We start from the raw sequence: 22609 nt of genomic DNA on the forward strand, positions 1-22609 counted from the left end.
TGTCAGGAAAGGCGTTCCTGTCTAGCGGGGAACGCCTTCCCTGGTTACCGTCGAATTCATGGCGACCGTGAACCTGGACCTCACCCCGATCCACCAGTGCTCCGTCGACGGCTGCACCTTCAACGCCGCGACGTCCTGCCACGCCCCGGCCATCACCGTGGGCGACCACGGCGCGAACCACTGCGCCACGTTCCTGGGCATCCCGACCAAGCACTCGCCGACCAGCGACGGCCACGTCGGCGCCTGCCAGCTGTCCGACTGCACCCACAACTCCGACCTCACCTGCCACGCGGACAGCGTGGAGGTCGGCGTGGAGGCGGCCGGCGGCACCAGGTGCCTGACCTACAGCGCCGCCTGACGGGCCTGCGCCAGTTCCGCGGTCAGCATCCGCGCCAGCGCCGGCTCCACGCCCCACGCCCGCGTCAGCTCGTCGTACTCCGCCAGCAGTCCCGCCGTCCGTGACCCGCGCGGTGCGCCCGCGCGCACCGCGCGGATCATCGCGTTCCGGGGCGTGTGCGCGGAGTCGATGAACTCCACGACCTCGACCCGGTAGCCGAGGACCTGCAGCAGCAGCGAGCGCAGCGCGTCGGTGAGGACGTCGGCGAACCGCTCGCGCAGGATCGCGTGCCGCACCAGCGGGGCGCGGTTCTCGTGCAGCTGCCGCTGGACGTCGCGGTGGCAGCAGGGCGCGGCCAGCACCAGCGGCGCGCCCCAGCGCACCGCGCGGGCCAGCGCCTCGTCGGTCGCGGTGTCGCACGCGTGCAGCGCCATCACGACGTCCGGGCGCGCGTCGCCGAACGGCTCGGCCCCGGCGATCGACCCGACCGCGAACTCCAGCCCCGGCAGTCCGGCCTCGGCCGCCGCCCGCCGCCCGGTGGCCACGACGTCCTCGCGCACGTCCACCCCGACGGTCACGAGGTCCTTGCCGCGCTCGCGGGCGGCCCCGCTCAGCCAGCGGTGCGCCGCGAACGTCAGGTACGCGTTGCCGCACCCCAGGTCCACCGCCCGCACCCGGTCGCCGCCGCCGGACAGGACCGCCGGGGCCAGCGGGGCGAGCTGGCGGACGAATGCCTCCACCTGGCGGCGCTTGTCCCCACCGGCCCCCAGCACGCGGAACACCGGGTCGTCGGGGTCCACCAGGCGCTGCTTGGCCCGGTCGTGCGCGCCGGGCCCGGCCTCGTGCCGCGCCGGGGCCCGGTGCACCTGGGCGTCGCCCTTCTTGGTGATCCGCACCTGCACGACCTCGGTGGCCGTCTCGACGTGCAGGTTGCCGTAGGCCTGCGCGAGCAGCTCGTCCACGGCCTCCCCGGCCTCGCCGACCGGGACGTTGCGGGTGGACACGACCGGGCCGGTGCGGGCCGTGAACTGCAGGTGCGGGCCGTCCTTCAGCCGCACCGGGCGGACCTCCACCCGCTCCGCCGCGGGCGGCTGCAGCCCCTTGCGCCGCCCCGCCGCGACCGCCCGGGACAGGTTGGGGGTGTCCAGCAGCAGGGTGCGGACGTCGGCCAGGGCGGTGGTCAGGTCGGTGGTCACGCCCTCCATTCTCCGCCCGCCCCGCGGCCGGGCCGACCACCGCTCCCCGCCCGCGGGGTTCAGTCCCCGGCCGCCGCGCGCGTGGTGCCCAGGCCCTCCGGCGCCCGCCCCGGCGCCGGCACGAGCCGGACGTGCGGGGTGCCGCGCCAGGAGAGGCGGACCCGCACCCGCGCCCGGTGCAGCAGGAAGACCCCGACGCCGACGCCGACCAGCGCGGAGGGGACCGAGCCGACGAGGATCGACCAGGACGGGCCGAACGCGGTCCCCACCCAGCCGACGAACGGCCCGCCCACGACGGTGCCGCCCTGCATCAGCGACATGTACAGCGCCATCACCCGGCCCCGCACGGCCGGCTCGGTGCTCATCTGCACCGTGGCGTTCGCGGCCGTCAGCAGCGTCAGCGACGCCAGCCCCATGAACGGCAGCACCAGCAGGTACAGCGCGTACGTCGGCATCAGCGCGGCCAGCGAGGCGAGCACGCCGAACGCGACGGCGGCCCCGACCAGCAGCCGGTAGCGGGGGCGCTCGCGGCGGGCGGCGACGAGCGCCCCGGCCAGCGAGCCGACCGCCAGCACCGTCCCGGCCAGCCCGTACCCGGCGGAGTCCGTGCCGTACCGCACGCTCGTCATCAGGGCGCTGGTGAGCTGGAAGTTCAGCCCGAACGTCCCCACGACCCCGACCAGGACGAAGACCGCCACCAGGTCGGGCCGGGCCCGCACGTAGGCCAGCCCCTCGCGCATGCCGCCGGTGCCCTTCGCCGGCTTCGCGCGCGGCACCGGTTCGGCCGGCCGCATCAGGTGCAGCACGACCAGCGGCGCGACGAACGACAGGGCGTTGAGCACGAACACCGGGCCGGTGCCGAACCAGGCGATGAGGACGCCGGCCAGGGCCGGGCCGACCAGGCGCGCGGAGTTGAAGGACGCCGAGTTCAGGCCGATGGCGTTGGGCAGGTCCTCGCGCGGGACGAGCTGGCCCACGAACGTCTGCCGCACCGGGCCGTCGATCGCCGAGGCGCAGCCCAGCAGGGCGGCCAGCACGTACACGTGCCACAGCTGCGCCGCGCCGCTGATCACCAGCACGCCCATCAGCAGGCCGAGCAGGCCCATGGCCGCCTGGGTGACCATCAGGGTGCGGCGCTGCGGGAACCGGTCGGCGACGGTGCCGGCCACGGGGGCCAGCAGCAGGATCGGGCCGAACTGCAGCCCGGTGGTGATCCCGCCGGCCGTGCCCGACCCGTCCGTCAGGACCTGGATGACCAGCCAGTCCTGGGCGACGCGCTGCATCCAGGTGCCGGTGTTGGACACCAGGGCGCCGCCGAACCAGAGCCGGTAGTCGTGGTGGCGCAGCGAGCGGAAGGTCTGGCTCACTCGCTGATCACCGAGTTCAGGACGGTGACGGCGGCGGCCAGGGTGGCGCGGTCGCCGGGGCTCAGGCCGTCCAGGCGGCGGCTGAGCCAGGCGGAGCGGCGCGCGCGGGTCTCCTCCACGACGCGGTGACCGGCCTCGGTGGCCGAGACCAGGACCTGGCGGCCGTCGTCGGGGTGGTCGGTGCGCTCGATGAGGCCGGACTCGACGAGCGCGGCGATGGTGCGGGTCATGGAGGGGGGCCGGACGTGCTCGGCCTCGGCGAGCTCGCCGGGGGTGCGCGGTCCGCCGCCGTGCAGCTGGGACAGGACGGAGAACTGGGCGTCGGTGAGCTCGTCGACGCTCTTCTGGGCGCGCAGCCGGCGGGCGGTGCGCAGGACGCAGACGCGCAGGTCGACGGCGAGGCGGTCCTGGGCGGACTGGTCCGGGCGGGCCGCCCGCGGGAGCGTCGGGGTGGGGGCCGGCTCCGCGGGAAGTGGTGGCACGAGGCCACCATAATCGTGAGCCTGGGTAATTACCAGGGCGAAGGACGTGATCAGGACACGGACGAGCTTCCCCGCAGCTACACGGCGCGTTAGAGTCGGTCACGTTGTGTAATGATCTCGCGGGTGCGTTCACGGCCTGCGGCGCAGAGGTGGAGCGGGCGAGTGAGTGGATCTCCGGCGACATCAGCCACCCGTCGGGCCCGACGGGCGCTCGAACGAGCCGCCGCGGCGGTCGCCGAGGCCGGGGCCGCCGTCGACGAGCGGCGCACCCGGCTCGCCGACGTCGACCTCGCCGTCACCCACGACGACCCCGGCACCCTCGAGGTGACCACCCGCACCGAGGCCCAGCACGACACCGCCAGCTCCGTCCTGCGGGCCCAGCGGCGGCTCAACGAGTGCGCCGACACCGCCGTCCTCGGCGAGGAGCTCGTCGCCGAGGTCCACGCCGCCGGCTACCAGCGCGTGCTGCTGCTCGAGACCGTCGCCCGCTCCCGGCACCGCGAGCTGGAGGTCCTCGCCGCCCGCGGCGACCTGCTGCTCGTGCCCGGCCGCCGCATCACCGGCAGCGACCTGACCCGCATGTGCCCCTCCGCCGTCGTCGAGCTCGTCCCCGGCCACCCGCGGGCCCCCCGCCTGGCCGTGTGGGGCACCGCCGGCACCGCCGGCCCCCGGCTGGAGGTCCTCGCCGCCGCCGCCGGCGCCGCCTGGCGCGCGCTCGTCGCCACCGCCGAGGCCGCCCGCGCCGACCGCGAGTCCACCGGCGCCAACCTCCTGCTGTCCGGCGCCCTGCGCCTGGCCGGCCTCGGGTCCTGGGCGTGGAACCCCGCCACCGGCGTCGTCACCCTCGACGACCGGCTGCGGGAGATGCTCGGCATGGGCGCCGCCGACCCCGACCCCGACCTGGAGACGTGGCGGCAGCGCATCCACCCCGACGACCGCGCGCCCTTCACCGGCGTCGAGGACCCCGCCGCCCACGCCGGCACCTCCGCGCCCTACCCGTTCCGCACCACCTCCGCCGACGGGACCGAACGCACCTTCCTCGGCATGAGCGTCCCGCTGGCCACCACCAGCTCCAGCGTCGTGCAGGGCCTCGTGCTCGACGTCTCGGCCGGGGAGAAGTCCACCGGTGAGCTCGTCCGGCTCGCCCAGTGCGACTCCCTGACCGGCCTGGCCAACCGGTCCGTGCTCGACGTCCGGCTCGCCGAGGCCCTCGAGGCGGCCGGCCCCGGGGACGCCGTCGCCCTCGTCCTGCTCGACCTCGACCGCTTCAAGCTCGTCAACGACACCCTCGGCCACCAGATCGGCGACGCGCTGCTGCGGCAGGTCGCCGTCCGCCTCGAGGACGCCGCCCCGCCCGGGGCGACCCTGGCCCGCCTGGGCGGGGACGAGTTCGTCGTCATGGTCCCCGGCGTGGGCCGCGTCGAGGCCGCCGCCCTCATGGCCCGCGACATGATCCGCCGGCTGCGGGCGCCGATGCTGCTGCCCGGGCTGCCCGAGCCGTTCGTCTGCACCTCCAGCGCCGGGATCGCCGTCGGCCACGAGGGCACCGCCGACGACCTGTTCCGCAGCGCCGACATGGCCCTCTACCGCGCCAAGGACGGCGGCCGCGACCGCGTCGCCGTCTACGACTCCGCGATGCGCGAGGAGGCCCGGGCCCGGCACGTCGCCGAGCACCGCGTCCGCCGCGCGCTGCGCACCGACGGGCTGCGGGTCGTCTGGCAGCCCATCGTGGACCTGCGCAGCGACCAGCTCGTCGCCGCCGAGGCCCTCGTCCGCCTCGACGACCCCGTCGAGGGCATCTTGGAACCCAAGCACTTCGTCGACACCGCCGAGGACACCGGGCTCATCGTCGACGTCGACACCTGGGTGCTGGGGGAGGTGCTGCGGCAGCTGCGGGAGTGGCGCCGCGACGGCGTCGGGCTGCAGGTCTCCTTCAACGTCTCCGGCAAGACCCTCGAGCACCCCGCCTTCGCCCACCGCCTCGCCCACAGCGTCGAGTCGACCGGCGCCGCCGGCAGCTCCCTGCTCGCCGAGGTCACCGAACGCACCCTCATCGACCTGTCGTCCTCCACGCGCGCCAGCCTGGGGGAGCTGCGCAGCATCGGCGCGCGCGTCGGCCTCGACGACTTCGGGACCGGCTACTCCTCGCTGTCCTACCTGGACCGGTTCCCGCTCAGCTTCCTGAAGATCGACATGAGCTTCGTCCGGCCGCTGGGGTCCTCCGACCGCGCCGAGGCCGTCGTCGAGGCCCTCATCAGCCTCGCCCACGCCCACGGCATGGTCGTCACCGCCGAGGGCGTCGAGACCGAGCTCCAGGCGAGGGTGCTGCGGGACATGGGCTGCGACCGGGCCCAGGGCTGGCTGTTCGGCCGGCCGGTGCAGGCCGACCTGCTGCCCCTCGGCTCACGCCCGTAGCGCCCCGCCCAGCCGGCGCACCCCCTCGGCGAGCACGTCGGGGGCGTGCGTGGTGAACGACAGCCGCAACGTCGAGCGGTTCGGGATCCCGGCGAAGAACGCCTCGCCCGGCACGAACGCGACGCCGTGCTCCAGGGCCACCGGCAACCGCGACGCGGCGTCCACCCCCGCCGGCAGCTCCACCCACGTGAACATCCCGCCGTCGGGCCGCGACCACGTGCTGCCCGCGGGCAGTTCCGCCGCCAGCGCCTCCAGCAGCGCGTCGCGGCGCGGGGCGTAGGCGGCCACCACCCGCGCGACGTGCGCGTCGAGGTCGGTCGCGGCGAGGTACTCCGCCGCCGCGGCCTGGTCGACCGTCGAGGTCTGCAGGTCCGCGGCCTGCTTGGCCACGACCACCGCCGGGCGCACCGCGCGCGGCAACCGCGCCCACCCCAGCCGCAGGCCCGGCGCCCCGACCTTCGAGAAGCTGCCCAGGTGGATCACGGCCGCCCCGGCCGGCTGCGCCGCGACCGGCGCCAGGGGTTCCCCGGCGTAGCGCAGCTCCCCGTACGGGTCGTCCTCCACGACCCACACCCCGTGCTCGGCGGCGAGCTCGGCGACGCGGGCCCGGCGGTCGGCGGCCAGGGTGCGGCCGGTGGGGTTCGCGAAGTTCGGGACGAGGTACAGCACCGCGGGCCGGTGGGTCTCGAACACCTCCTCGACGGCCTCCGGCAGCACCCCCTCCTCGTCGCTGCCGACCCCCACGACCCGCGCTCCCGCCAGCGAGAACGCCTGCAGCGCAGCGAGGTAGCTGGGTTCCTCGACGGCGACGACCGCGCCGGGGTCCAGCAGGGCCGTCGTCAGCAGCGTCAGCGCCTGCTGCGAGCCGGTCGTGACGAGCAGGTCGTCGGCGGCCGTCGGCAACCCGCGCCGGGTCAGCCGCGCCGCCACCAGTTCCCGCAGCCGCACGTCGCCCTCGGTCGCCGCGTACTGCAGGTTCCGCCGGGCGCCCGGACCGGACAGCGCCCGGTCGTACGCCGCCCGCAGGCCCTCGACGTCGAACAGTTCCGGGGCGGGCAGGCCCCCGGCGAGCGAGATGACGTCCCGCTCCTGCGTCAGCGCGAGCAGGTCGCGCACCGGGGAGGAACGGACCCCCGACAGGCGGGTGGACAGCGGCGGGTGGTTCGGCGGGCGGTGCACGGCAGGACCCCTCGGGCGGCGGTGGTGGACGGTCGTCGGCCACGGCCGTTCGTGACGGCGGGCGGGACGGGGGGACGCCGCCGGGGTGAGGAGCGCCGCCGCCGACCCTACCGCCGCCGCCGGAGGGGTTCCGCCGGGTTTCAGGCCCGGTGCACGTGCGCGGCGTCGGCCTGCGCGAGCGGCCGCAGCACCACCTTGTCGAGGTCGACGTGCGCCGGGCGCGTCACGGCGAACGCGATGACGTCCGCGACGTCCTCGGCGCTCAGCGGCGTCAGGCCCTCGTACACCTTGTCCGCGGCCTCCTGCGACCCCAGCCGGACCAGCGAGAACTCCGTCTCCACCATCCCCGGGGCGATCTCGGTGACCCGGATCGGCTCGCCCAGCAGTTCCTGGCGCAGCGTCCGCACGAGCGCGTTCACGCCGTGCTTGACGGCCGTGTACCCGCCCCCGCCGGGGTAGACCTCGAAACCCGCGATGGACCCCAGGACCACGACGTGCCCGTTGCCGCCGCGGCGCATCCCCGGCAGCAGCGCCTGGTGCACCCGCAGGACGCCCACGACGTTGGTGTCGTACATGGTCTTCCAGCCCTCGGGGTCGCCGTGCTCGATCCGGTCGCTGCCCAGGGCGCCCCCGGCGGAGTGCACGACGACGTCGACGTCACCGACCTGCTCGGCCATCGCGGCCACCGACGCGGCGTCGGTCACGTCGAGGGCCACGGCCCGGCCGCCGACCTCCCGCGCCAGCGCCTCCAGGCGGTCCACCCGGCGGGCGGCGGCGACGGTGGCGAAACCCGCCGCGGCCAGGGCCCGCACCGTGGCGGCGCCGATGCCGCTGCTGGCGCCGGTGACGAGGGCGGTGCGCTGGGGGGTCTCGGTGGCAGGCATGGGCCTCATCCCAGCAGACCGGCCCCGGGCGGGGGACACTGGCCCCGTGCCGCTGTTCCTGCCGCCGTCGAAGGCCAAACCCCCGCCGCCGCCGGTGCGGACCGACGACCGCCGGGCCGTCCTGGTGGGCCTGGGGGTGTGGGCCGTGCTGCTGCTGGTCGCGATCGCCGTCCCCGAGGTGCGCAGCACGGGGGAGGGGCGCTGGCTCGGGTCCTGCGTCGCGGGGCTCGTGCTGGGGCTGGTCGGGCTGGCCCACCTGCACCGTCGCGGGCGCCGCCGGCCGTAGCGGGTCCGCGGGGCCCACCCCGTGGACCGGGGGCGCGCCGGCCTCGGAGCGCGCGACCTCAGAGCCCCAGGCGGTCGGCGAGGGCGTCGATCGTGGCGTCGGCGAAGGCGTCGGCCGGGTCGAAGGTGTTCGCCAGCTGGCCGAACAGCTCGCTGCTGACCAGCCCCAGCAGGGCCGTCCAGCACTGGGCCGCGAGGACGATGAGGGTCGCCGGCACCTCGCTGGCCCCGGCGGAGGCGACGCGGGCGGCGCCCTCCGCCAGTCGCGGCGCCAGGGGCGGGGAGGTCGCGGGGCCGTCCAGGCCCTCGAGCACCGACAGCAGCGCCAGCGGGGCCCGCGCGCCGGCCGCGGTGGTCCGCTCGTCGCCCCGGTAGCCGGGGACGGGCGAGCCGTGGACGAGGGCGTACTCGTGCGGGTGCTCCAGGGCCCACGCGCGGAACGCGCGGCAGCCCCCGGTGAAGCGGGCCCGGCGCGAGGCTCCCCGCCGGGGGGCGACCGCCGCCTCGACCGCGTCGGCGACGTCGTCGTAGGCCTCCACGATCAACGCCGTCAACAGCTCGTCGCGCGTGGCGAAGTACCGGTAGAGGGCGGAGGAGGCCAGGCCCAGCTCCCGGGCCACGGCGCGCACCGACAGCGCGGCCGCTCCGGAGGCGGCGAGCTGGCGGCGGGCGGCGGCCAGGATGTCGGCGGTGAGCTCTCGGCGGGCGCGTTCACGGGCGGTGGGGACGGTGGGCACGTCCTGGATCCTGCCACGGCGGTGAGCATCGATCACGTTCGAGAGCACCGCTCTTGTCAAAACGCGCGGACCGGTGCACGCTGGACGACATGACGAGATCAGTGCTCTCTTCGAAGACCACCGCTCGCACCTCCGTCGGCTCCGGCCCCGCCCCCCGCTACGTCGCCCCGGACCTGCTCACCCGGCGCCTGCTCAACCCCCTGGTCACCGCCGCGACGCGCCTGGGGCTGCCGCTGGCCGGGTCCCGCGTGCTCGCCGTGCGCGGGCGCAGCAGCGGGCAGTGGCGCACGACCCCGGTGAACCCCCTCACGATCGACGGGGTGCAGTACCTCGTGGCCCCCCGCGGCCACACGCAGTGGGTCCGCAACCTGCGGGCCGCGGGCACCGGGGAGCTGCGCTCGGGCCGGCGCTCGCACGCCTTCACCGCGGTGGAGGTGCCCGACGCCGACAAGCCGCCGCTGCTGCGGGAGTACCTGCGCCGCTGGGCGTGGGAGGTCGGCCTGTTCTTCGACGGGGTCGACGCCGGTGCGAGCGACGCCGACCTGCTGGCCGCCGCACCGAAGCACCCGGTCTTCCGGATCACGACCGCCCCCGCCGGGCGCTGAGGACCCGCCCCGTCGCTGCGCGGGTCCGCGCCTCGACCGCGGGCGTCCGCCGGTGGCGCCCCGCGAGCGGCACCGCGGTCAGGGCGCGGGCCGCGCCGCCCCTGGGGACCCGACCGGCGGGGAGGGGTCCTGACCGAGCCCGGGCAGCTCCTCGGCCAGCACCTCGGCCGCCGCCGCCGGGTCCTCCAGCAGCCGCGCCAGCGGGCCGCGGGCCCACCAGGCCCCGGCCGCCAACGCCAGGCCCCGGGCCGCCGCCGACGGCGAGGTCGCCACGACGTGCCCGTCGGCCACCCAGAACGCCACGTCCACCCCGTCGCACGTCAGCGCCGCGACGTGCGTCCACGCCGGCGCGAGCCCGGGCACCAGCGCGAGCGCGGCGGCCGGGACGGCCCGTTCCCGCCCCGCCGGGTGCTCCAGGTGCCCGTCGGCGCGGTCGGAGGCCAGGTCCACGTCGAGCAGGTCGGCCACCCGCTCGGCGTCGGGCACCAGCAGCCGCGGGCCCAGGTCGGTGCGCTGCGCCCACGCGGGGTCGTCGGCCACCACCACGTCGTCGGCGCCGGCGACCACCGGGTCCCCGCCGGCGTCGAGGGCGGCCAGCCGCTCGGGGGCCAGCGCGCCCGCCTGCCCGGCCAGGCGGCCCAGGACGCTCCACAGCACCAGCAGGTCCGCCGCGGCCGGGGCCCGCCGGGCGCTGAGGTCGAGCAGGCCGTCGAGGTCGGCGACCCCCGCGCCGGTCAGGTCGGGCAGCACGCCCAGCACCCGGCGCACCGGTGCGGGCAGCGGCGCGGCCCACCCCGGCGCCGCGGGCAGCCAGCCGGGTGCGGTGCCCGCCGGGTCGCGGGTCACCGAGGGCACCGGGCCGTGGCGGCGCAGCCACCAGGCGGTGTGGCCGGGGCGGCGGTGCGGGCCCAGCACCCACGGCTCGGTCAGGGCCCGCACCCCGGCGGGGTCGGCGGCCAGCGCGGCGAGCACCTGCGGCCACTGCGCGACGACGAGGTCCAGGTCCCGCACGGCCCCGGCCGCGGCCACCGACGTCCCGGCCCCCGGGTCGTCCAGCACGTCCGCCCAGACGTCCTCGACGTACTCCCCGAACCCGGCCAGCCCCAGGTCCAGGGCCGCCTCGACGTCGGTGAGGTCGACCTCGGGCAGGTCCACCAGGGCCGGGCCGGACAGCACCCCCACCGCCTCCAGCAGCGGCGAACCCCACCCCCGCAGCAGGTCCGGGTCGACGCGGGCCACCTCGTCGGGGTCCAGCGCCCGCTCGGCCAGCGTCCCGGGCAGCACGAGGGCACCCGCCGGGGTCAGCTCGCCGTCCTCGTCGGGCAGGGCCAGGTCGGACAGCCACGGCAGGGTGCGGCGCACGCGCTCCACCGCGTCCCGGTCCACCGCCCCGGGAGCGGGCTCGTCGCGCGAGACGACCCCCTCGACCAGCGACAGCACCGCCGCGGCCACCTCCTCGGGGTCCTCGGCGTCCGGGGAGGCCGCCACGGCCGCGCGGACCGCGGGGTCGGTCAGGACCGCCCACGCCCCGCCCTCGCGGGCGCCCAGCCGCACCAGCAGGTCGCGGGCGGCGCCGACCGCCACGTCCGGGTCCACCACCCGCAGCCCGAACGGCGCGAACACCCCCGCCCCGCCGGCCCCCAGCGCGTCCGTCGCGGACCCGGCGTCCAGCAGCACCAGGCCGCGCACCCCGCGCACCCGGCGGCCGTCCAGCAGCGGCACCGCCAGCCCGGTCATCGCCTCCCGGGCCACCGGGTCGGCCGCGGCCAGCGGCGCCAGCGCCGCGAACAGCGCCTGCGCGGTCGGGCCGTCCCCGCCGGGCAGCACGTCCAGCACCTCGGCCAGACCCATCCGCGTCACGCCCAGCTCGCTGAGCAGCCGGTCGTCGCGCCGCGGCGCGCGGACCAGCCCGGCCAGCACGGGCGCCAGCGCCGCCAGCAGCGACGGGTCGTCCGCCCCCGGGCCCGTCAGGGCCACCGCGGAACCGGGCCGCACCGGCAGCGGGAGCCCGTCGACGGTCTCCACGCACACCAGCAGCGGCACGTCGCGCGCCCGGTCCAGCACCCGGCGGCGCAGCTCGGCGTCGACCCGGCCCGCCGCCGCGCCGTACGGCACCAGCGCGAGCGCGTCGCCGCCCTCGGCCGCGACCTCGGCCAGCAGGTCCCCGTACGCGGCGGCCGCCGCGTCCAGCAGCACCTCGGCGGCCCGCCCCGGCGCGATCCGCCGCCGGTCCGGGCCCAGCGGGAACGTCGCCACCAGCAGCGCCGGCCACGGCAGGTCCTCGTCGGTGGGCGTCGGCGCGCACACGACGCCGGGGGAGGCGACCGACGGGGTGCGCGGCAGCGCCCACGTCAGCGACCACCCCAGCCGCCGCCGGTCCTCCACCCCGCGCCCGGCCACGTCGGCCGGGTCCAGCCGCCCGCGGCGGTGCAGCACCCGCCAGCGCTCACCGACGTCCCCGATCCGGGCCGGTGGCCCGTCGGGGACCTCCACGACGACCTCGGCCAGCCCCGGCAGCGCCAGCAGCAGCACGTCCGCCGCGCCCGCCGGCAGCTCCGCCAGCTGGCCGGCCACGAACGCGCGGGCGGCCGCGTCGCGCAGCGGCAGCTCGACGACGGTGTCGTACCCGGCCGGCACGGCCGCGGCCCCCGGCGCCGGGAACGGCAGCCGCAGCACCGGTGCGTGCCCGTCGCGGGCGTCCAGCTCCGCGACCGCCCCGGCCGCGCCCCGGGAGCGGACCAGGTCGGCCGAACCGCTGCGGGAGAACCGGACCGCGCCGGTCGCCGACCGCACGGCGGGCTCGTCGGTGACGGCCAGGACGGCGGCGAACCCCACCCCGAACCGCCCCACGGACCCGGTGTCGTCCCGCTTGGCGCTGGCCCGCAGCGTCGCGAGCCCCTCGACGCCCGCCGCGGTCAGCGGGGCGCCGGTGTTCGCGGCCAGCAGCCGCCCCGGGCCGCCGGCGGGGTCGTCCTCCAGGCGCAGCAGCAGCCGGCCCGGCACCCCGGCGCCCGCGGCCGCGTCGGCGGCGTTCTGCGCCAGCTCGACGACGAGCCGGTCGCGGTAGGCGCCGAGGGCGGCGTCCTCCTCGGCGTTGGCGTCCTCCCGCAGCCGCGCGGGCGAGTCGTTCCAGGCCGCCAGGACGCGGTCGCGGACCGCGCCGGTCCCGAAGGGGTCCTCGGGGGTCAGCGGCCGGCCTCGGCGGTCCCGGGGGCCTGCGCGCCGTCGGCGTCGCCGGCCGGGAACAGCTCCAGGGCCGCGGGGGACAGGTCGTCGACGACGAGCGGGGTCGCCGGCTCGTCGGGGGTGACCTCGACGTCGGTCTCGCTGTGGGCGCCGCAGCCGTGGTCGACGCTCACGACGCGCGCGTCCTCCGGGGACCACTCGTTCGCGCAGACGCCGAAGACCTGCCGCAGCGAGCCGGCCAGGGGCACGAAGAACCCGCACGTGGAGCACTGCCCCTTGGCGTTCTCGGCGATCTCGGCCCGGGGGCCGCGGTCGCCGTCGTACCAGCGGGTGGCGGCCTCGGTGCGGCCCAGCGGCGACAGGACGCGCTCGCGGCCCAGGCCCAGCTCGAACAGCGCCACCCGGTCGGCGTCCTCGTCGCCGGTCTCGGCGTAGCCCTGCTCCAGCAGCGGGTCGTGCTCCTTGCGCGGCAGCGTGTCCTGCGGCCCGACGTCGCCGGGGGACAGCCGCTCGGCCCACGGCAGCCACTGCGGGGGCTGCAGCGCGTCCTCGCCGGGCAGCAGGCAGACCTCGTTGACCGTGACGTTGCGGGCCCGCGAGGCGCGGGTCACGGTGACGGTCCAGCGCCAGCCGCGGTAGCCCGGCAGCAGGCAGGCGAAGGTGTGGCTGACGATGCGGTCGCCCTCGGCGACGGCGTCGAGGTGCTCCCCGACGGTGCCCTCGTCGGCGACCTCCTCGGCCGCGGCGCGGGCCAGGTCCACGGCCCCGGCCGCGGCGGCGTCCAGCGTCGGCTTGCGGGGGCGACGGGCCCTGGGGGCGGCCGCCGGCGCGGTGCCCGGGGTCGTCTCGCCGGTCTCCTCGGTCACGCTCACGCCTCGATGTCGTCGGCGACGGCCCGCAGCACGGTGGCGATCTTCTTCGCGCCGGCCTTGTCGGGGTAGCGGCCGCGGCGGAAGGACCCCGAGACGCCGTCGAGCAGCTTGATGAGGTCCTCCACGATCGGGACCATGTCCTCGGGCTTCTTGCGGGTGGCCCGGGCGACGGAGTGCACGGGGTCCAGGACCCGGACCGACAACGCCTGGTTGCCGTTCTTGCCCTGCACCACGCCGAAGTCGACGCGGGTGCCCTTCGACAGCGTCGCGGTGCCGGTCGGCAGCGCCGAGGCGTGCACGAACACCTCGCTGCCGTCCTCGGCGGCGAGGAAGCCGAACCCCTTGTCGGCGTCGAACCACTTGACCTTGCCAGTCGGCACGGGAACCTTCTCCAGTTGCGGGGCGCCGGGCGCGGCGGCCGGGTGGCCGCGCGCACCGGCGGGTGCGTTCGGGTGTCTGCCGGTCCGCGTCCGGCGGACCGCGAGGTCGCCAGGACGGGGAGCCGTCGGTCCAGGTTAACGGGGGAGCGGGACCGCCCGCTCCCCCTCGCGCAGGTCGGCGACGTGCGTGGCGAGCCACTCGGGGAAGTCCTCCAGCCCGCTGAGCACGACGTCGGCGCCGGCCTCGAGCAGGGCGGCGGTGTCGTGCGCGCCGGTGGGGACCGCCACCGACACCGCGCCGGCGACCGCGGCCGCGCGCACGTCGCCGGGGTGGTCGCCGACGTAGGCCGTGGCCCCCAGCTCGGCCAGCCGCACCCCCTTGCGCTCGGCGAACAGGTCGCCGGCGACGTCGCCGGCGGCGACGGCGCCGTCCAGGCCCGCCACCGCCAGGACGCGGTGCACGTTCGGGGTGTGCTTGGCGCTGACGACGACGCTGCGCCCGCCGTGCGCGGCGGGCGCGGCCAGCGCCGCGGCCGCGGCCGGGTAGGCGCGCACCGAGTCGACCCCCAGCGACGGGTACAGCTCGCGGTAGCGGGCCGCCAGCGCCTCCACCCGCTCCGGCGGGGTCCCGGGGGCGAGCCCGGCCAGGATCAGCTCCAGGGGCATCCCGGCGTAGGGGCGGGTGTCGGCGGCCGTCACCGCGACGCCGACCTCGGCCAGCACCGCGCGCAGCGTCGCGGTGATCCCCTCGCTGGAGTCGACCAGCGTCATGTCCAGGTCGAAGCCCACGACCGGGACCCCGGTCGGCGCGGACGGCGGGGCGGGGTCGGACGCGCGGGTCATGGGCCGACCCTACGTGCCGGACCCCGGCGGACCGGCGGTGATCTCCCGGTGAGAGGCTGCCGGGGCCGGTTGCGCGCCCCCGGTGGCTGCGCGAAGGTCACGGGTGCGGTACGGGGGCGCCAGGCCGGTCCACGTCCCGCACGGACGATCGCTGACGAGGAGAAGGCATGGCTGACTACACGCTTCCGGATCTGCCCTACGACTACTCCGCGCTCGAGCCCCACATCTCCGGGGCGATCATGGAGCTGCACCACGACAAGCACCACGCCACCTACGTGGCGGGGGTGAACACGGCGCTGGAGAAGCTGGCCGAGGCCCGCGAGAAGAACGACCTCGCGACGGTCAACCTGCACGAGAAGAACCTCGCGTTCAACCTCGGCGGCCACGTGAACCACTCGGTGTTCTGGCCGAACCTGTCCCCGGACGGCGGGGACAAGCCGACCGGTGAGCTGGCCGCGGCGATCGACGCGGACTTCGGCTCCTTCGACGGGTTCCGGGCGCACTTCGCCGCGACCGCGCTGGGCATCCAGGGGTCCGGCTGGTCGATCCTGGCCTGGGACTCCATCGGGCAGAAGCTGCTCAACGTCCAGCTGTACGACCAGCAGGGCAACCTGGCCCTCGGCCTGGTCCCGATCGTGGTGCTCGACATGTGGGAGCACGCCTTCTACCTGGACTACAAGAACGTGAAGCCGGACTACGTCAAGGCGTGGTGGAACGTCGTGAACTGGGCCGACGCCCAGGCGCGCTTCGACCGCGCGCGCACGCAGACGAACGGCCTCATCGTCCCCTGACCCGCGGGTCGGACGGCTGAGCCGGGGGGCGGGACCGGGACCGGTCCCGCCCCCCGGCGCGTCAGGGCCCGGGCAGGTGGTGCTCCAGCTCGGCCAGCAGGGCCCGCGCGGCGGCCGAGGCGCCGTCACCGGCGTGCAGCACGTAGGTGCGGCGGGCCGGGCCGTCGGTGACGGCCAGGGCGTGCAGGTCCCCGGCGCGGGCCAGCGCCGAGGTCGGCAGCAGCGCGGTCCCCACGCCGGCGCGCACCAGGTCCAGCAGCAGGGCCAGGTCGTCGGTCTCGACGACGACGTCGCGGGTGAGGCTGGCGGCGGTGAACGCCTCGTCCGTCTGGCGGCGCCCGCCGGTCCCGCCGGGGAAGTCGACGCACGGGCGGGCGGCGACGTCCCGCAGCCGGACCCGCCGCCGCGCCGACCACGGGTCGTCGGCGCGCACGACCGCGACGTGCCGCTCGACGGCCAGCAGCCGGCTGCCCACCCCCGTGGGGGGCTCGGACAGCGCGAACCCGGCGAAGCCGACGTCGAGGGAGCCGTCGGCGACGGCGGCCAGGGTGACGTCGCTGCTGCGCACGCTGACGGTCGTCCGCACGCCGGGGTGGCGGCGCCGCAGCCCGGCCAGGACGTCGGGCAGCCGCAGGTCCGGCAGCGTGGGGATCGTCCCGATCCGCAGCCGGCCGGCGACCGCGCCACCGGCGGCCACGACGTCGGTGCGCATCCGGTCGAGCTCGGCCAGCACCGTGCGGGCGCGCGGCAGCAGGGCCGCCCCGGCGGGCGTCAGCCGCACGCGCCGGCTGGTCCGGTCGAACAGCCGGGTGCCGAGCTCGGCCTCGAGGGTGGCGACCTGGTGGCTCAGGGCGGACTGCGCGACGCCGAGGTCCGCGGCGGCGCGGGTGAAGTGCAGGCCGTCGGCCACCGCGAGGACGCAGTGCAGCTGCCACGGGGTCACGGCCCGACACTAATCGCCGTCCGCGATCGATCGGGGCGCTTCGATCGCTTGGACAGGTCCGGTCGCGGACGGTCACGATGACCCGGTGCTGACCCGACCCCTGCTGCTGCTGATGGCCGTGACCACCGGGCTCGCCGTGGGCGGGAACTACGTGAACCAGCCGCTGCTGGACACCATCGCCGGCGACCTCGGCGTCGGGGACGGCGCGGCCGCGGCCCTGGTGACGGTCGCGCAGGTCTCCTACGGCCTGGGCCTGCTGCTCGTCGTGCCGCTGGGGGACCTGCTCGAACGCCGCCGGCTGCTGGTGACGCTGGCCCTGCTGGCCGCGGCCGGGCACGCGGTGTGCGCCGTGGCGCCGAGCTACCCGGTGCTCGTGGTCGGGACCGCGGTCGCCGGGACGTTCTCGGTCGCCGCCCAGATCCTCGTCCCGTTCGCGGCCGAGCTGGCCGAACCGGGCCGCGAGGGCCGCGCGGTGGGCGCCGTCATGAGCGGGCTGCTCATCGGGGCGCTGCTGGCGCGCAGCGTCTCCGGGGCCCTGGCCGAGGTCGTGGACTGGCACGCCCCGTACGCCCTGGTCGCGCTCGGGCTGCTCGTCATCGCCCTCGTGCTGCGGCGGCGGCTGCCGCGCAGCGAGCCCACCGCCGCGGGCGGCTACCGGGCCACGCTGGCCTCCACCGCGCGGCTGGTCGGCGAGCTGCCGCGGCTGCGCACCCGCGCCCTGCTCGGCGGGCTGGGCTTCGCCGGCGTCTCGGTGCTGTTCGCGACGACCACGTTCCTGCTGGCCGGTCCCGCCTTCGGGCTGTCGGAGCTGGCGATCGGGCTGGTCGGGCTCGCCGGGGTGGCGGGGGCGTCGATGGCGACGCTGGCCGGGCGGATGGCCGACGCCGGGCGCGGGCAGCTCGCCACCGGCCTGGGCGCCGTCGGCCTCGTGCTGACCTGGGGCCTGCTCGGGCTGTCGAGCTCGCCGTGGCTGACGTCGCTGCTGCTGTTCGTCCTCGGCTTCGGCCTGGCCGACATGTTCCTGCAGGCCGTGCACGTGTCCAACCAGAACGTCGTCTACCCGCTGCGCCCGGACGCCCGCGCCCGGATCAACTCCGTGTACATGACGACGTACTTCGCCGGCGGGGCGCTCGGCTCGGCCGTGGGGTCGGCCGCGTGGGGGGCGGGCGGCTGGCCCGCGGTGAGCGCCGCGGGCGCGGGCCTGGGGCTGCTGACGGTCCTGGTGTGGCTGCTCGACCTGCGCCGGGAGCGGGCCGAGCGCCCGCTCAGCCCCGCCGTCGCCGGTAGCCGATGACGCCGCCGACGCCGCCGACGACGAGGACGGCGGCGATCCCGGCCGCGATGAGCGTGCGGTCGCCCTCGGAGTCGACCGCGGTGGCCGGGTCGACCGTCGCGGGGGTCGTCGCGGGGGCGTCGGTCGACTGCGAGGCGGTCGCCGAGGGGGTCGCTGCGGGGGTGGCCGCGCCGGAGGCGGTGAAGGAGAAGGTGCCCGAGATCGGGTGCCCGTCGGAGGACGTCACGCGCCACTGCACCTCGTAGGTGCCCGCGGGGCGCTCGCCGGTGAGGGCCGTGGTGATCTCCGTGTCGACGATCCGCGGGTCGCCGGTGGAGACGACCGACCCGTCCGGGGCGGTCACCCGGACCTGCGTGCCGAGCGCGACCGGGGTCGAGGACATCGTCATCACGACCTGCTCGGGGGCCACCTCGACCACGGCGCCGTCGGCGGGGTCGGTGGATTCCAGGCGGTCGTGGGCCGCGGCGGGGGCCGCGGTCAGCAGCGGGGCGCCGAGGCTCAGCAGGCCCCCGGCCAGCGCGAGGGCGGTGGTGCGCGACCCCCTCCGGGTGCGGGCCCGGGGGCGGGGGGCGGGACGGGACGCGCGGGTCGGCGAGGAGGTCGGCGGGGAGGTCGGCACGCCCCACAGGGTACGGAGCGCCGCCGGTGCGGTTCCGGGGGTCGCCTCCGCAACGTCCCACCCGCCGCTTGACGCGACGCCTGGTAGCCGCTTGGCTGCACCCCGTCGTCGGGCGTCACCGAAAGTCACAGGCGTTCCACTTCTCGTCATTGCCCGTGCTTTCGCCACCAGGAGGCCACCGTGGTCGCCCGACGTCCGCTCACCACCTCGGTCCTCGCGACGGGAGCAGGGCTCCTCCTCGCCGTCGCGCCCGTCCTGCCCGCGACCGCCGCGAGCGCCGCCCCCGTCCCCGCCGCGCCCGCCGCCGCGCCCGCCACCGGCCCGGCGGCCTACGCCGACGGCCACTACGTCGTCACGCTCGCCCAGGACCCCATCGCCCGGTACGACGGGTCGCTGCCCGGCATCCCCCGGCTGAAGTCGGCCACCGGTGACGTCGACCTCGGCCGCTCCACGACCCGGCGCTACCGCGACCTGCTCGTGCAGGCCCAGACGGAGGCCGCCGAGGTCGTCGGCGCGACCGTCGAGCAGCGGTACACCGTGGCGCTCAACGGGTTCAGCGCCGAGCTGACCGCCGCCCAGGCCGCGAAGCTGGCCACCACCGCCGGGGTCGTCTCGGTCACCCGCGACACCACGCGGCACCTCGCCACGACGGACACCGCCACCACCACCACCACCGCCGCCACCGGGACCCCCGCCGCCGGGACCGGCACCGCGACGACCCTGGCCGCGCCCGCCGCGCCCGCCCCCGCGGGGACCACCGCCGCCTACCTCGGCCTCACCGGCCCCCGCGGGGTCTGGCAACGGCTCGGCGGCCCCGCCGCCGCCGGCAAGGGCGTCGTCGTCGCCGACCTCGACACCGGCCTGTGGCCCCAGCACCCCTCCGTGGCCGCCGCGTCCCCGCTCACCGCCTCGGCCCCCGCCGGCGACCCGCTGCGCGCCCGCCGCGAGGGGTCCACGATCCGCATGCTCAAGGCCGACGGCGGCACCTACACCGGGGTCTGCGAGACCGGTGAGCAGTGGACCGCCGCGGACTGCTCCACGAAGGTCGTCGGGGCCCGCACCTTCAGCACCGGGTACACCTCGGTGTACGCCCTCGGCGAGGAGGAGTTCGCCTCCGCCCGCGACAGCGACGGCCACGGCACCCACACCGCGACCACCGTCGCGGGCCGCACCGGCGTCCCCGCCACCATCGGCGGGCAGTCCTACGGGACCGTCAGCGGCATCGCGCCCGCCGCCTCGCTGGCCGTCTACAAGGTCTGCTGGACCGACGACCAGGGCGTCAACGGCTGCCAGACCTCCGACCTCGTGGCCGCCATCGACCAGGCCGTCGCGGACAACGTCGACGTCATCAACTACTCCATCGGCACCGACCCCTCCGCCGACCCCGCCGACCCGGTGGAGGCCGCGTTCCTCGTCGCCGCCTCCGCCGGCATCGTCGTGGCCGCCTCGGCCGGCAACTCCGGCCCGGCCGTCTCGACCGTCGACCACCAGAGCCCGTGGGTCACCACCGTCGCCGCCGGCACGTCGGTGCTGCGCGAGGGGACCGTGGTCCTGGACGACGGCACGAAGCTCGTCGGGGCGCGGCTGGCGCAGGAACCGCTCCCGCCCGCCCCCGTCGTGCTCGGGTCCGCGGCGCGGATCCGCCAGGCCCCCGCCGACGACGCGGACAAGTGCCTCGACGGCTCCCTGGACCCGGCCAGGGTCAGGGGCAGGATCGTGGTCTGCGAACGGGCCCTCACCGCGCGCGTCGCGAAGTCCGCCGAGGTCGCCCGCGCCGGCGGGGTCGGGATGATCATCTACAACCCGGTCCCGAACTCCCTGGAGCCGGACGCGCACGCGGTGCCCACCGTGCACCTCGACACCGCCCAGGGCGAGGCCCTCCTGGCCCACGTCCGCTCCACCCGGAACCCGACCGCCTCCTTCCAGCCGGGCAACACCTCCGGCACCGCGACGGTCACCCCGCAGGTCTCGGCGTTCTCCTCGCGCGGGCCGGCGATCGTGCAGGACGGCGACGTCCTCAAACCCGACCTGACCGCCCCCGGGTCGGGCATCGTCGCCGGGTACTCCCCGGTGGCCCGCCGCGCCGGCGGCGACCCGGTCGGTGACCTGTTCGCCCCCGAGTCCGGCACGTCGATGTCGGCCCCACACGTGGCCGGGCTCGCGGCCCTGTACGTCGCGGCGCACCCCGAGTTCACGCCCGCGATGGTGAGGTCGGCGCTCATGACGACCAGCCGGGACCTCCTGACCGCCGACGGCCGCCCCGACCGCGACGCCTTCGGCGGCGGCGCCGGGTTCGTCGACCCGGTCCGGATGCTGGACCCCGGCCTCGTCTACGACGCCACCCCCGTCCAGTGGCTGAGCTACCTCGAGGGCGCCGGCGTCGCCACCGGAACGGGGGTGCCCGCGATCGACCCCAGCGACCTCAACCAGCCGTCCATCGCCGTCGCCGACCTCGTCGCGACCCGCACCGTGACCCGCACCGTCACCGCCACCACCGCCGGCTTCTACCTCGCCCGGGCCGACGTCCCGGGGTTCGACGTCCAGGTCCAGCCCAGCGTGCTGAACCTGCGGGCCGGCCAGAGCGCGCAGTTCCGGGTGACGTTCACCCGCACCACCGCCGAACCCGGGACGTGGGCGCAGGGGGCGCTGACCTGGACCGGCGGCGCGAACCAGACCGTCCGGTCCCCGGTCGCCCTCAAACCCCTCGCGACCGGGCCCGTCCCCGCTGAGCTCGCCGCGCCGAACGACGGGGCCGGCAGCGTGCGCGGCACCGTCCTGGCCGGTACCGACGGCACCCTGGACCTGCGCCCGTCCGGCCTGGTCGCCGGGCGCGTGAACGCCGGCCGCGTCGGCGTGCAGCGGGTCGTGGAGTTCCCCGTCACGATCCCCGAGGGCACCGCGTTCACCCGGTTCGACCTGACCGGGGACGCCGGGACCGACCTCGACCTGTACCTGTACACCGAGTTCGGTGAGCTCGTCGGCGCCTCCACCTCCACCACGGCCACCGAGCGGATCGACGGGTACGTCCAGCCCGGCCGGCACGTCCTGCAGGTCGTCGGGTTCACCGGGGCGCCGGGCACGACCTCCATCGGCTACCGCCTCACCCGGTTCGTGGTGCCCGAGGGGGCCCGCGGCGGGCGGTTCACCGTCCAGCCCGACCCGCTGCCGCTGACGCAGGGCCGCCCGGCGACGTACACGGCGTCCTGGTCCGGGCTCAAGCCCGGCACCCGCTACCTCGGGACGGTCGGGTACGGCGAGGGCGAGGAGCGGACGGTCGTCTCGGTCGGCTGACCCGTCCGTGCGAGCATGGGGCCGTGCAGCAGGCCCCGCAGCGGAAACCGCAGCCCACGAACACCGGCGCCCTCGGCGGGGTGATCGCCTCGGTCGCCGGGCTGGTCGTCTCCCTCGCGCTGGCCCCGGTCGGGGTGGTGATCGGGGCCGTCGTCCTGGTGCTGGGGCTGCGCGCCCTGCGCGGCGGGCACCCCGACCGCGGCTGGTGGACCGCGGCGACCGCGCTGGCGGCGCTGTGCCTGGCCTCGGGGGTGTTCGGCACCGCCGTGGGCCTGCAGGCGGCCCTGGCGTGAGCGGCCCCGGCACCGACGAGGCGCCCCTCATCGTCAGCGCGGTCGTGGACGGCCCCACGCAGACCGGGTGGGACGCGTTGCGCCGCGAGTTCTTCCCGCCCGAGCGGAACCAGCTGGCCGCCCACCTCACGGTGTTCCACGCCCTGCCCGGCGACGCGGCCGGCGAGGTGTGCGACGCCGTCCGCGACGCCTGCCGGCGCCCCGCCCCGCACGGTGAGGTGGTGTCCGTGCGGTCCCTGGGCCGCGGCGCCGCCCTCGTCGTGGAGTGCCCCGGGCTGGGGGAGGCGCGCGCCCGGATCGCCCGGGCCCTCGCCGGGCGGCTGACCCGGCAGGACGAGCAGGGTTTCCGGCCGCACGTGACCGTGCAGAACTTCGTCGACCCGGCCACCGCCCGCGCCACCGTGGCCGACCTGACCGCCGGGTTCGCGCCCCGGGCGTTCACGGTGACGGGGCTGGCGGTGTTCCGCTACCGCGGCGGGCCGTGGGAGCCGTTCGAGGAGTTCGCCTTCGACTGAGGCCCGGCGTCCACCGGTCCTCCCGGCGCAGACTCTGTCCCGCCGTCCGGCACCTACCCGTCGATCGACTATTCACTCAGTACGTACTCCCGGTG

At 77.0% G+C, this 22609-nt stretch carries 21 protein-coding genes; 9 read left to right on the top strand and 12 right to left on the bottom strand.

The annotated features are described in order from the left end of the window. Positions 1-58 precede the first annotated feature (58 nt). Positions 59-358 carry a DUF1540 domain-containing protein gene (locus ACRYM6_RS07555; RefSeq protein ID WP_432542214.1) on the top strand — a complete coding sequence of 100 codons (300 nt, stop codon included), beginning with the start codon at positions 59-61 and terminating at the stop codon, positions 356-358. On the opposite strand, the gene ACRYM6_RS07560 is transcribed toward ACRYM6_RS07555, so the two are convergent. From ACRYM6_RS07560 to ACRYM6_RS07570, 3 genes are read right to left on the bottom strand one after another with little or no spacing between them, the layout of a single operon-like run. Next, positions 343-1533, bottom strand: coding sequence for a class I SAM-dependent methyltransferase (locus tag ACRYM6_RS07560; RefSeq protein ID WP_432542215.1), 1191 nt, complete (start codon positions 1531-1533; stop codon positions 343-345). The two genes, ACRYM6_RS07555 and ACRYM6_RS07560, sit on opposite strands and share 16 nt — an antisense overlap. A gap of 59 nt (positions 1534-1592) precedes the next feature. Beyond that, positions 1593-2900 (bottom strand): MFS transporter, encoded by a 1308-nt coding sequence (locus tag ACRYM6_RS07565; RefSeq protein ID WP_432542216.1) that lies wholly within the window; start codon positions 2898-2900, stop codon positions 1593-1595. Continuing rightward, complete coding sequence (locus ACRYM6_RS07570) at positions 2897-3382, bottom strand: MarR family winged helix-turn-helix transcriptional regulator (protein ID WP_432542218.1); 486 nt, start codon at positions 3380-3382, stop codon at positions 2897-2899. The genes ACRYM6_RS07565 and ACRYM6_RS07570 overlap by 4 nt, the downstream gene beginning before the upstream one ends. Before the next feature lie 162 nt (positions 3383-3544). Between ACRYM6_RS07570 and ACRYM6_RS07575 the strand changes: the two genes are divergently transcribed. Next, a complete protein-coding gene (locus tag ACRYM6_RS07575) occupies positions 3545-5797 on the top strand; it encodes a putative bifunctional diguanylate cyclase/phosphodiesterase (protein WP_432542219.1) in 2253 nt (750 codons plus the stop codon). Here ACRYM6_RS07575 and ACRYM6_RS07580 read toward each other — a convergent pair. Together ACRYM6_RS07580 and ACRYM6_RS07585 are read right to left on the bottom strand one after the other, a co-directional pair. Next, positions 5786-6976 carry an aminotransferase-like domain-containing protein gene (locus tag ACRYM6_RS07580; protein ID WP_432542221.1) on the bottom strand — a complete coding sequence of 397 codons (1191 nt, stop codon included), beginning with the start codon at positions 6974-6976 and terminating at the stop codon, positions 5786-5788. The two genes, ACRYM6_RS07575 and ACRYM6_RS07580, sit on opposite strands and share 12 nt — an antisense overlap. 140 nt (positions 6977-7116) lie before the next feature. Next, a complete protein-coding gene (locus tag ACRYM6_RS07585) occupies positions 7117-7860 on the bottom strand; it encodes an SDR family NAD(P)-dependent oxidoreductase (RefSeq protein WP_432542222.1) in 744 nt (247 codons plus the stop codon). Between the two features lie 46 nt (positions 7861-7906). On the opposite strand from ACRYM6_RS07585, the gene ACRYM6_RS07590 reads away from it, so the two are divergent. Next, positions 7907-8146, top strand: coding sequence for a DUF2530 domain-containing protein (locus ACRYM6_RS07590; RefSeq protein WP_432542223.1), 240 nt, complete (start codon positions 7907-7909; stop codon positions 8144-8146). 58 nt (positions 8147-8204) lie between these two features. Here ACRYM6_RS07590 and ACRYM6_RS07595 read toward each other — a convergent pair whose 3' ends face one another. Further along, on the bottom strand, positions 8205-8882 hold the full coding sequence (locus ACRYM6_RS07595; protein ID WP_432542224.1) for a TetR/AcrR family transcriptional regulator: 678 nt from the start codon (positions 8880-8882) through the stop codon (positions 8205-8207). 89 nt (positions 8883-8971) lie between these two features. Between ACRYM6_RS07595 and ACRYM6_RS07600 the strand changes: the two genes are divergently transcribed. Continuing rightward, a complete protein-coding gene (locus ACRYM6_RS07600) occupies positions 8972-9487 on the top strand; it encodes a nitroreductase family deazaflavin-dependent oxidoreductase (RefSeq protein ID WP_432542225.1) in 516 nt (171 codons plus the stop codon). Between the two features lie 78 nt (positions 9488-9565). On the opposite strand, the gene ACRYM6_RS07605 is transcribed toward ACRYM6_RS07600, so the two are convergent. From ACRYM6_RS07605 to ACRYM6_RS07620, 4 genes are all read right to left on the bottom strand, one after another. Continuing rightward, on the bottom strand, positions 9566-12676 hold the full coding sequence (locus ACRYM6_RS07605; RefSeq protein WP_432542290.1) for a sacsin N-terminal ATP-binding-like domain-containing protein: 3111 nt from the start codon (positions 12674-12676) through the stop codon (positions 9566-9568). Further along, positions 12673-13539 (bottom strand): DUF3027 domain-containing protein, encoded by an 867-nt coding sequence (locus ACRYM6_RS07610; RefSeq protein ID WP_432542227.1) that lies wholly within the window; start codon positions 13537-13539, stop codon positions 12673-12675. The genes ACRYM6_RS07605 and ACRYM6_RS07610 overlap by 4 nt, the downstream gene beginning before the upstream one ends. A 2-nt stretch (positions 13540-13541) precedes the next feature. Continuing rightward, entirely contained in the window at positions 13542-13925 is a 384-nt protein-coding gene (locus ACRYM6_RS07615; protein WP_432542228.1) for a cold-shock protein, read from the bottom strand. 135 nt (positions 13926-14060) lie between these two features. Continuing rightward, positions 14061-14768 carry an HAD family hydrolase gene (locus ACRYM6_RS07620; RefSeq protein ID WP_432542230.1) on the bottom strand — a complete coding sequence of 236 codons (708 nt, stop codon included), beginning with the start codon at positions 14766-14768 and terminating at the stop codon, positions 14061-14063. Positions 14769-14935: 167 nt separating this feature from the next. On the opposite strand from ACRYM6_RS07620, the gene ACRYM6_RS07625 reads away from it, so the two are divergent. After that, complete coding sequence (locus ACRYM6_RS07625; protein WP_432511232.1) at positions 14936-15559, top strand: superoxide dismutase; 624 nt, start codon at positions 14936-14938, stop codon at positions 15557-15559. A gap of 61 nt (positions 15560-15620) precedes the next feature. On the opposite strand, the gene ACRYM6_RS07630 is transcribed toward ACRYM6_RS07625, so the two are convergent. Next, complete coding sequence (locus tag ACRYM6_RS07630; RefSeq protein ID WP_432542231.1) at positions 15621-16502, bottom strand: LysR family transcriptional regulator; 882 nt, start codon at positions 16500-16502, stop codon at positions 15621-15623. Positions 16503-16587: 85 nt separating this feature from the next. Here ACRYM6_RS07630 and ACRYM6_RS07635 point away from each other — a divergent pair, with 85 nt between their 5' ends. Beyond that, positions 16588-17796, top strand: coding sequence for an MFS transporter (locus ACRYM6_RS07635; RefSeq protein ID WP_432542232.1), 1209 nt, complete (start codon positions 16588-16590; stop codon positions 17794-17796). Here the strand turns inward: ACRYM6_RS07635 and ACRYM6_RS07640 are convergent. Continuing rightward, positions 17768-18415, bottom strand: a complete 648-nt coding sequence (locus tag ACRYM6_RS07640) for a copper resistance CopC family protein (protein ID WP_432542233.1) — start codon at positions 18413-18415, stop codon at positions 17768-17770. The two genes, ACRYM6_RS07635 and ACRYM6_RS07640, sit on opposite strands and share 29 nt — an antisense overlap. Before the next feature lie 180 nt (positions 18416-18595). Here ACRYM6_RS07640 and ACRYM6_RS07645 point away from each other — a divergent pair, with 180 nt between their 5' ends. Genes ACRYM6_RS07645 through ACRYM6_RS07655 form a run of 3 tightly spaced genes read left to right on the top strand, consistent with a single transcriptional unit; the run spans position 18596 to position 22514 of the window. Further along, entirely contained in the window at positions 18596-21706 is a 3111-nt protein-coding gene (locus tag ACRYM6_RS07645) for a S8 family peptidase (protein ID WP_432542235.1), read from the top strand. Positions 21707-21729: 23 nt separating this feature from the next. Continuing rightward, the gene (locus tag ACRYM6_RS07650) at positions 21730-21999 is read left to right on the top strand and encodes a hypothetical protein (protein WP_432542237.1); all 270 of its coding nucleotides are present in this window, start codon (positions 21730-21732) and stop codon (positions 21997-21999) included. After that, complete coding sequence (locus ACRYM6_RS07655; protein ID WP_432542239.1) at positions 21996-22514, top strand: 2'-5' RNA ligase family protein; 519 nt, start codon at positions 21996-21998, stop codon at positions 22512-22514. Before ACRYM6_RS07650 ends, ACRYM6_RS07655 begins: the two co-directional genes overlap by 4 nt. Positions 22515-22609 lie beyond the last annotated feature (95 nt).

The sequence above is a fragment of the Kineococcus rugosus genome, from assembly GCF_050871975.1.
Taxonomy (GTDB): Bacteria; Actinomycetota; Actinomycetes; order Actinomycetales; family Kineococcaceae; genus Kineococcus.

What these genes read in the sequence shown, in the direction of transcription:
- ACRYM6_RS07625 (WP_432511232.1), top strand. Translation starts at nt 14,936, where the DNA reads ATGGCTGACTACACGCTTCCGGATCTGCCCTACGACTACTCCGCGCTC.
- ACRYM6_RS07585 (WP_432542222.1), bottom strand. Translation starts at nt 7,860, where the DNA reads ATGCCTGCCACCGAGACCCCCCAGCGCACCGCCCTCGTCACCGGCGCC.
- ACRYM6_RS07620 (WP_432542230.1), bottom strand. Translation starts at nt 14,768, where the DNA reads ATGACCCGCGCGTCCGACCCCGCCCCGCCGTCCGCGCCGACCGGGGTC.
- ACRYM6_RS07600 (WP_432542225.1), top strand. Translation starts at nt 8,972, where the DNA reads ATGACGAGATCAGTGCTCTCTTCGAAGACCACCGCTCGCACCTCCGTC.
- ACRYM6_RS07555 (WP_432542214.1), top strand. Translation starts at nt 59, where the DNA reads ATGGCGACCGTGAACCTGGACCTCACCCCGATCCACCAGTGCTCCGTC.